General features: G+C 71.7%; 6 protein-coding genes. 5 read left to right on the forward strand and 1 reads right to left on the reverse strand.

Annotated elements, in window-relative coordinates:
• Positions 1-778 (reverse strand): aminotransferase class V-fold PLP-dependent enzyme (locus tag B9S61_RS11730; protein WP_103542200.1); only part of this gene is annotated, 778 nt, incomplete at its 3' end.
• A gap of 187 nt (positions 779-965) precedes the next feature.
• On the opposite strand from B9S61_RS11730, the gene B9S61_RS11735 reads away from it, so the two are divergent.
• The 5 genes from B9S61_RS11735 to B9S61_RS11755 form a co-directional block, all read left to right on the forward strand.
• Positions 966-1,817 carry an ABC transporter substrate-binding protein gene (locus B9S61_RS11735; RefSeq protein ID WP_103542201.1) on the forward strand — a complete coding sequence of 284 codons (852 nt, stop codon included), beginning with the start codon at positions 966-968 and terminating at the stop codon, positions 1,815-1,817.
• Positions 1,818-1,821: 4 nt separating this feature from the next.
• Positions 1,822-2,658: an amino acid ABC transporter permease gene (locus B9S61_RS11740; protein WP_103542202.1), complete on the forward strand. Its 837-nt coding sequence runs from the start codon at positions 1,822-1,824 to the stop codon at positions 2,656-2,658.
• Entirely contained in the window at positions 2,655-3,452 is a 798-nt protein-coding gene (locus B9S61_RS11745; RefSeq protein ID WP_103542203.1) for an amino acid ABC transporter ATP-binding protein, read from the forward strand. Before B9S61_RS11740 ends, B9S61_RS11745 begins: the two co-directional genes overlap by 4 nt.
• A 21-nt stretch (positions 3,453-3,473) precedes the next feature.
• Positions 3,474-4,565, forward strand: a complete 1,092-nt coding sequence (locus B9S61_RS11750) for an amidohydrolase family protein (protein WP_103542204.1) — start codon at positions 3,474-3,476, stop codon at positions 4,563-4,565.
• Positions 4,566-4,765: 200 nt separating this feature from the next.
• On the forward strand, positions 4,766-5,479 hold a 714-nt coding region (locus B9S61_RS11755; RefSeq protein WP_181007335.1), incomplete at its 3' end, for an SCO1860 family LAETG-anchored protein.

The raw sequence follows: 5,479 nt of genomic DNA on the forward strand, positions 1-5,479 counted from the left end.
CCCCCGCCCGGGCCGCCGCCGCGGCCGACGCGTGCCGGGACATCACGGTGTCCAGCCCCACCGCCTCGATCCGCTCCACGCACGCCTCCAGCGCCAGCATCTCCAGCTGCGCCGGCGCGTGCGGCAACGCCTTGCGGCCGCCGTCGATCCAGCGCTCCTTCCAGTCCAGCAGCGAGAGGTAGGAACGGCGCGGCGCCCGCGGGTTCGCCGCCATCCGCGCCCACGCCCGCTCGCTCACCGACACCGCCGAGACCCCGGCCGGACCGCCCATCGCCTTCTGCGCCCCGATCACGCACAGGTCCACGCCCCACGCGTCCGGCAGCACCGGCTCCGCCCCGATCGAGGCGACCGCGTCCAGGTGGAACAGCGCCCCGTGCGCCCGCACCACCTCGCCGATCTCCGCGACCGGGTTGGTGTTCCCGGTGGCCGCCTCCGCGTGCACCAGGGACACGAAGCCGATCTCCGGGTGCTCCGCGAAGGCGTCCCGGACCTGCTCGGCCGTCACCGCCGTGTGGAACGGCACCGTCACGTCGATCACGGTGGCACCGCAGTCCCGCAGCCAGTCGCCGAAGGTCTGCCCGTAGGGGCCGGTGATGACGTTCAGCGCGGTCGTGCCGGGGCCGGCGGCCGAACGGATCGCGCCCTCCAGCGGCAGCAACGCCTCGCCCTGCGTGATCACGACGTCCTGCCGGGTGCTCAGCAGCCGCGCCACCCGGTCCTCGATCGAGGCGAAGTGCGCGGCGCCCATCGGGGGCAGATCGAGGAGGAAGTGGGTCACAGCGGTGCTCTCTTTGCTTCGCGACGGCGTGGGTACGTTCGACGAGGTCGAGGGTAGACCTTCGCCCTGAGGGCGGACCGACCGCAGGGTTCCGAGGCCGGGCGGCCCTCAGGCCATCGGAAGGGTTTGAGAGCCTCAAACCCTTCCTTATTGTCGGAACTCATCGTTCCTTGATCAGGAGGCTCCCGTGAAGACGCTCCCCGGCCGCCGGACCCGCATGCTGGCCGCCACCACCGCGACGGCCGGGCTGGTGCTCCTGACCGCCTGCACCTCCAGCGACGACGGGGGCAGCGGCTCCACGACCGCCGCCGGCGGCGTCGAACTCGTCAAGGCGGGGCAGCTCACCACCTGCACCCACCTCCCGTACCCGCCCTTCCAGTCGGAGATCGACGGCAAGGTGCAGGGCTTCGACGTCGCGCTGATCGACCTGGTCGCCGAGGACCTGGGCGTGAAGCAGGAGATCGTCGACACGCCCTTCGAGAACTTCAAGACCGGCGCCTTCCTCAACTCCGGCGAGTGCGACCTGGCAGCGGCCGGCATGACCATCACCGAGGAGCGGAAGAAGAACGTCGGCTTCTCCGACCCGTACTTCAACGCCACCCAGGCCGTCCTTGTCGGCAAGGACAGCGGCGTCACCTCCCTCGCCGACGTGAAGTCCGAGAACGTCAAGCTCGGCGCCCAGGCCCAGACCACCGGCGAGGACCACGTCAAGAAGGAGGGCCTCGACCCCGTCTCCTTCGAGTCCTCCGACGCCGTCCTCAACGGCCTGCGCACCGGCCAGGTCAAGGCCGTCGTCATCGACTACCCGGTCGTCCAGGGCTGGCTGAAGGACAGGGCCAACGCCGACGCCTTCGAGGTCGCCGAGCAGATCGACACCGGCGAGGAGTACGGCGTCACGGTGAAGAAGGGCAACACCGCGCTGCGCGAGGCGATCAACAAGGCGCTCGCGGACGCCAGGGCCGACGGCACGTACAAGAAGCTGTACGAGCGGTGGATCGGCCCGTACGACGAGTCCGCCGCCTCGCCGGCCGCGTCCTGATCCCATGACCGACACGGAGAAACTGCCGGTCCAGCCGAAGAGGAAGGGCCTCACCAGGCGCCAGAAGCGCAGCCTGTCGCGCGGCATCCAGTACGCCGTCTTCGTCGCGGCCGTCATCGCCTTCGCGGTCTCGGCCGACTGGGGCAGACTGCGGAACCAGTTCGCCCAGGTGGACATCGCCGAGCGGATGTTCCCGGACGTCATCACGCTGGCGCTGAAGAACACCGTGCTCTTCACGGTGACCGGCTTCGCCGTCGGGCTCGCCCTCGGCATGGTGATCGCGCTGATGCGGCTGTCGTCCGTCGGGCCGTACCGCTGGCTGGCCGGCATCTACATCGAGATCTTCCGCGGCCTGCCCGCCCTGCTGATCTTCATCTTCATCGGCGTCGCCGTGCCGCTCGCCTTCCCCGGCACGGAGATCATCGGCGGCACCTACGGCAAGGTCGCCCTCGCGCTCGGCCTGGTGGCCGCCGCGTACATGGCGGAGACGATCCGGGCCGGCATCCAGGCCGTGCCCAAGGGACAGATGGAGGCGGCCCGTTCACTGGGCTTCTCGCCCGCCCGGGCCATGGTGTCGGTCATCATCCCGCAGGCCTTCCGGATCATCCTCCCGCCGCTCACCAACGAGCTCGTCCTGCTCTTCAAGGACTCCTCGCTGGTGCTGTTCCTCGGCGTCACCCTGGGGGAGCGCGAACTGTCCAAGTACGGACGCGACCTGGCCAGCCAGACCGCCAACTCCACCCCGATCCTGGTGGCCGGCCTGTGCTACCTGCTGATCACCATTCCGCTCGGCTTCGTCGTGCGCCGCATGGAGGCCAAGGCCCAGGAGGCCGTCAAATGAAGTCCGGCCGCACGGAGATCCGCGTCAGCGCTCTGCACAAGTCCTTCGGTGACAACCATGTGCTGCGCGGCATCGACCTGGAGATCGGCCAGGGCGAGGTCGTCTGCGTCATCGGCCCGTCCGGGTCCGGCAAGTCGACCCTGCTGCGATGCGTGAACCTCCTGGAGGAACCCAGCGGGGGCGAGGTCCACGTCGGTGGTGCGGAACTCACCGACCCGGACGTCGACATCGATGCCGTACGCCGCCGTATCGGCATGGTCTTCCAGCAGTTCAACCTGTTCCCGCACCTCACCGTGACCGAGAACCTCACGCTGCCGCAGCGCCGGGTGCTGCGCCGGGGCAAGGCGGAGGCCGCGAGGGTCGCCGCCGAGAACCTGCGGCGCGTGGGCCTCGCCGAGAAGGCGGACGCCTACCCGTCCTCCCTCTCCGGCGGCCAGCAGCAGCGGGTCGCCATCGCCCGGGCGCTGGCCATGGGCCCGGAGGTGATGCTCTTCGACGAGCCGACCTCGGCGCTCGACCCCGAGCTGGTCGGCGACGTCCTGGCCGTGATGCGGATGCTCGCCGACGAGGGCATGACGATGATGGTCGTCACCCACGAGATGACCTTCGCCCGCGAGGTCGCCGACCGGGTCGTCTTCATGGACGGCGGCGTGGTCGTCGAGGACGGCACACCCGAGGAGGTCATCGGCAGACCCCGGCACGAACGGACCCGGCACTTCCTCTCCCGACTCCTCGACCCCGCCATGGCGGACGTCGAGGAGGAGACCTCCGACCAGGTGGGCAAGGAGCCGTGACGCCTGACTAGGGTGCCGTGTATGAGCGAACGCGCGGTGCTGCACGTGAAGGGGCGGATCCTCGTCGGCCCGGACGAGATCCGGGGCGAGCTGTGGGTCGTCGACGGGCGGATCTCCTACGACCGTCCCGCCGGCGCCCGCGACGTCCGCACCGTCGACGGCTGGGTGCTGCCGGGGCTGGTCGACGCCCACTGCCACGTGGGCCTGGACCGGCACGGCGCCGTCCCCGACGACGTCGCCGAGAAGCAGGCGCTCACCGACCGCGACGCCGGTGCCCTGCTGCTGCGCGACGCCGGCTCGCCCTCCGACACCCGCTGGACCGACGACCGCGACGACCTCCCGAAGATCGTCCGGGCCGGCCGGCACATCGCCCGTACCCGCCGCTACATCCGCAACTACGCCTGGGAGGTCGAGCCCGACGACCTCACCGCGTACGTCGCCCAGGAGGCCCGGCGCTCGGACGGCTGGGTGAAGCTGGTCGGCGACTGGATCGACCGCGACCTCGGCGACCTGTCGGCGTGCTGGCCGCGCGGCGCCGTCGAGGCCGCCATCGCCGAGGCGCACCGGCTGGGCGCCCGCGTCACCGCGCACTGCTTCGCCGAGGACTCCCTGCGGGACCTGGTCGAGGCCGGTATCGACTGCGTCGAACACGCCACGGGCCTCACCGACGACACGATCCTGCTCTTCGCCGAGCGGGGCGTCGCGATCGTCCCCACCCTCGTCAACATCGCCACCTTCCCCGCGCTCGCCGACGGCGGCGCGTCCAAGTTCCCGCGCTGGTCGGCCCATATGCGCCGGCTCCACGAACGCCGCTACGACACCGTGCGCTCCGCCTACGACGCCGGCATCCCCGTCTTCGTCGGTACGGACGCCGGCGGCAGCCTCCCGCACGGCCTCGCGGCCGACGAGGTCGCCGAACTGGCCAAGGCCGGCATCCCGCCCGTCGAGGCGCTGGCCGCCGGCACCTGGGCGGCCCGGAAGTGGCTCGGCCGCCCCGGCCTGGAGGAGGGCGCCCCGGCCGACCTGGTGGTCTACGGCTCCGACCCGCGCGCGGACGTTCGCGTGCTGGCGGATCCGCGCCGGGTGGTGCTGAACGGGCGCGTGGTGGCGTGACCGCGCGCGCCCCGGCGGGGCGTACGAGGGTGACGGCAGGGAACAGCCGTACCACGGGATTCGAACGGATTCACTGGATCACCCCGAAGGAGTGAAGAGTCGGTGGATCGCTGACGGCCCGGTGTTCGTGCGGACATCCTTTCCGGGTCCCAGTCATGTCTCGTGGGGGTCCCATCACCTTGTACACCATCAACTTCCGCATGTCCGCACGCCGTTGGGCCGTCGTCGCCACGGCCACCGCCCTCGCCGCGGGTCCCGTCGCGCTGGCCGGCGCGGGCTCCGCGCACGCCACCGAGGGGCACGGCGGTGCGAGCGCCGCCGTGCTGCGCACCGGGCTCGACGTGTCCCTGCTCAACAAGACCGTGCACGCCCCGCTCGCCGTCACCCTCAACGAGGTCCACGCACCGCAGAGCGCGCGGAAGACGGCCCTCACCGCCACCCTCGACGGTGTCGACGGCGGCAAGCCCTTCAGCGTGCTGCGGGCGGAGGTGGCCGACGCGGAGGCGACGGTGGACGGCGACCGCGCCGAGGCGTCCACCACCCTCGCCGAGGCCCGGCTCCATGTGCCCGGCCTGCCGCTGCTGTCGGTCGTCGAGCTCGAGGCGGTGAGCTCGAAGGCGGTCTGCGAGGCCGGGCAGGTCCCGCACGCCTCGGTGACCCTGCCCGCCTCGGTGACGGTCCTCGGCAAACGCGTCGCGCTGACCGCGGGCGGCCCCACCCACGTCGAGGTGCCGGGCGTCGGGTCGGTCCGGCTGGACCTGTCGACGACCGGGACCACGTCGACCACGGCCGCGGCGACCGCGCTGCGGCTCGATGTCGCCGTCGATCCGCTGAAGCTCGGTGTCGCCGAGGTCGACGGCACGCTGACCCTGGCCGAGGCCACGTGCGAGACCCCTGCCGGGGGGAAGCCCGAG

This window comes from Streptomyces sp. SM1, from assembly GCF_002910825.1.
Classification (GTDB): domain Bacteria; phylum Actinomycetota; class Actinomycetes; order Streptomycetales; family Streptomycetaceae; genus Streptomyces; species Streptomyces okerensis.

Bases quoted from the DNA above. Each gene is read 5' to 3' on its own strand.
- B9S61_RS11750 (WP_103542204.1), top strand. From the start codon at position 3,474: ATGAGCGAACGCGCGGTGCTGCACGTGAAGGGGCGGATCCTCGTCGGC.
- B9S61_RS11745 (WP_103542203.1), top strand. From the start codon at position 2,655: ATGAAGTCCGGCCGCACGGAGATCCGCGTCAGCGCTCTGCACAAGTCC.
- B9S61_RS11740 (WP_103542202.1), top strand. From the start codon at position 1,822: ATGACCGACACGGAGAAACTGCCGGTCCAGCCGAAGAGGAAGGGCCTC.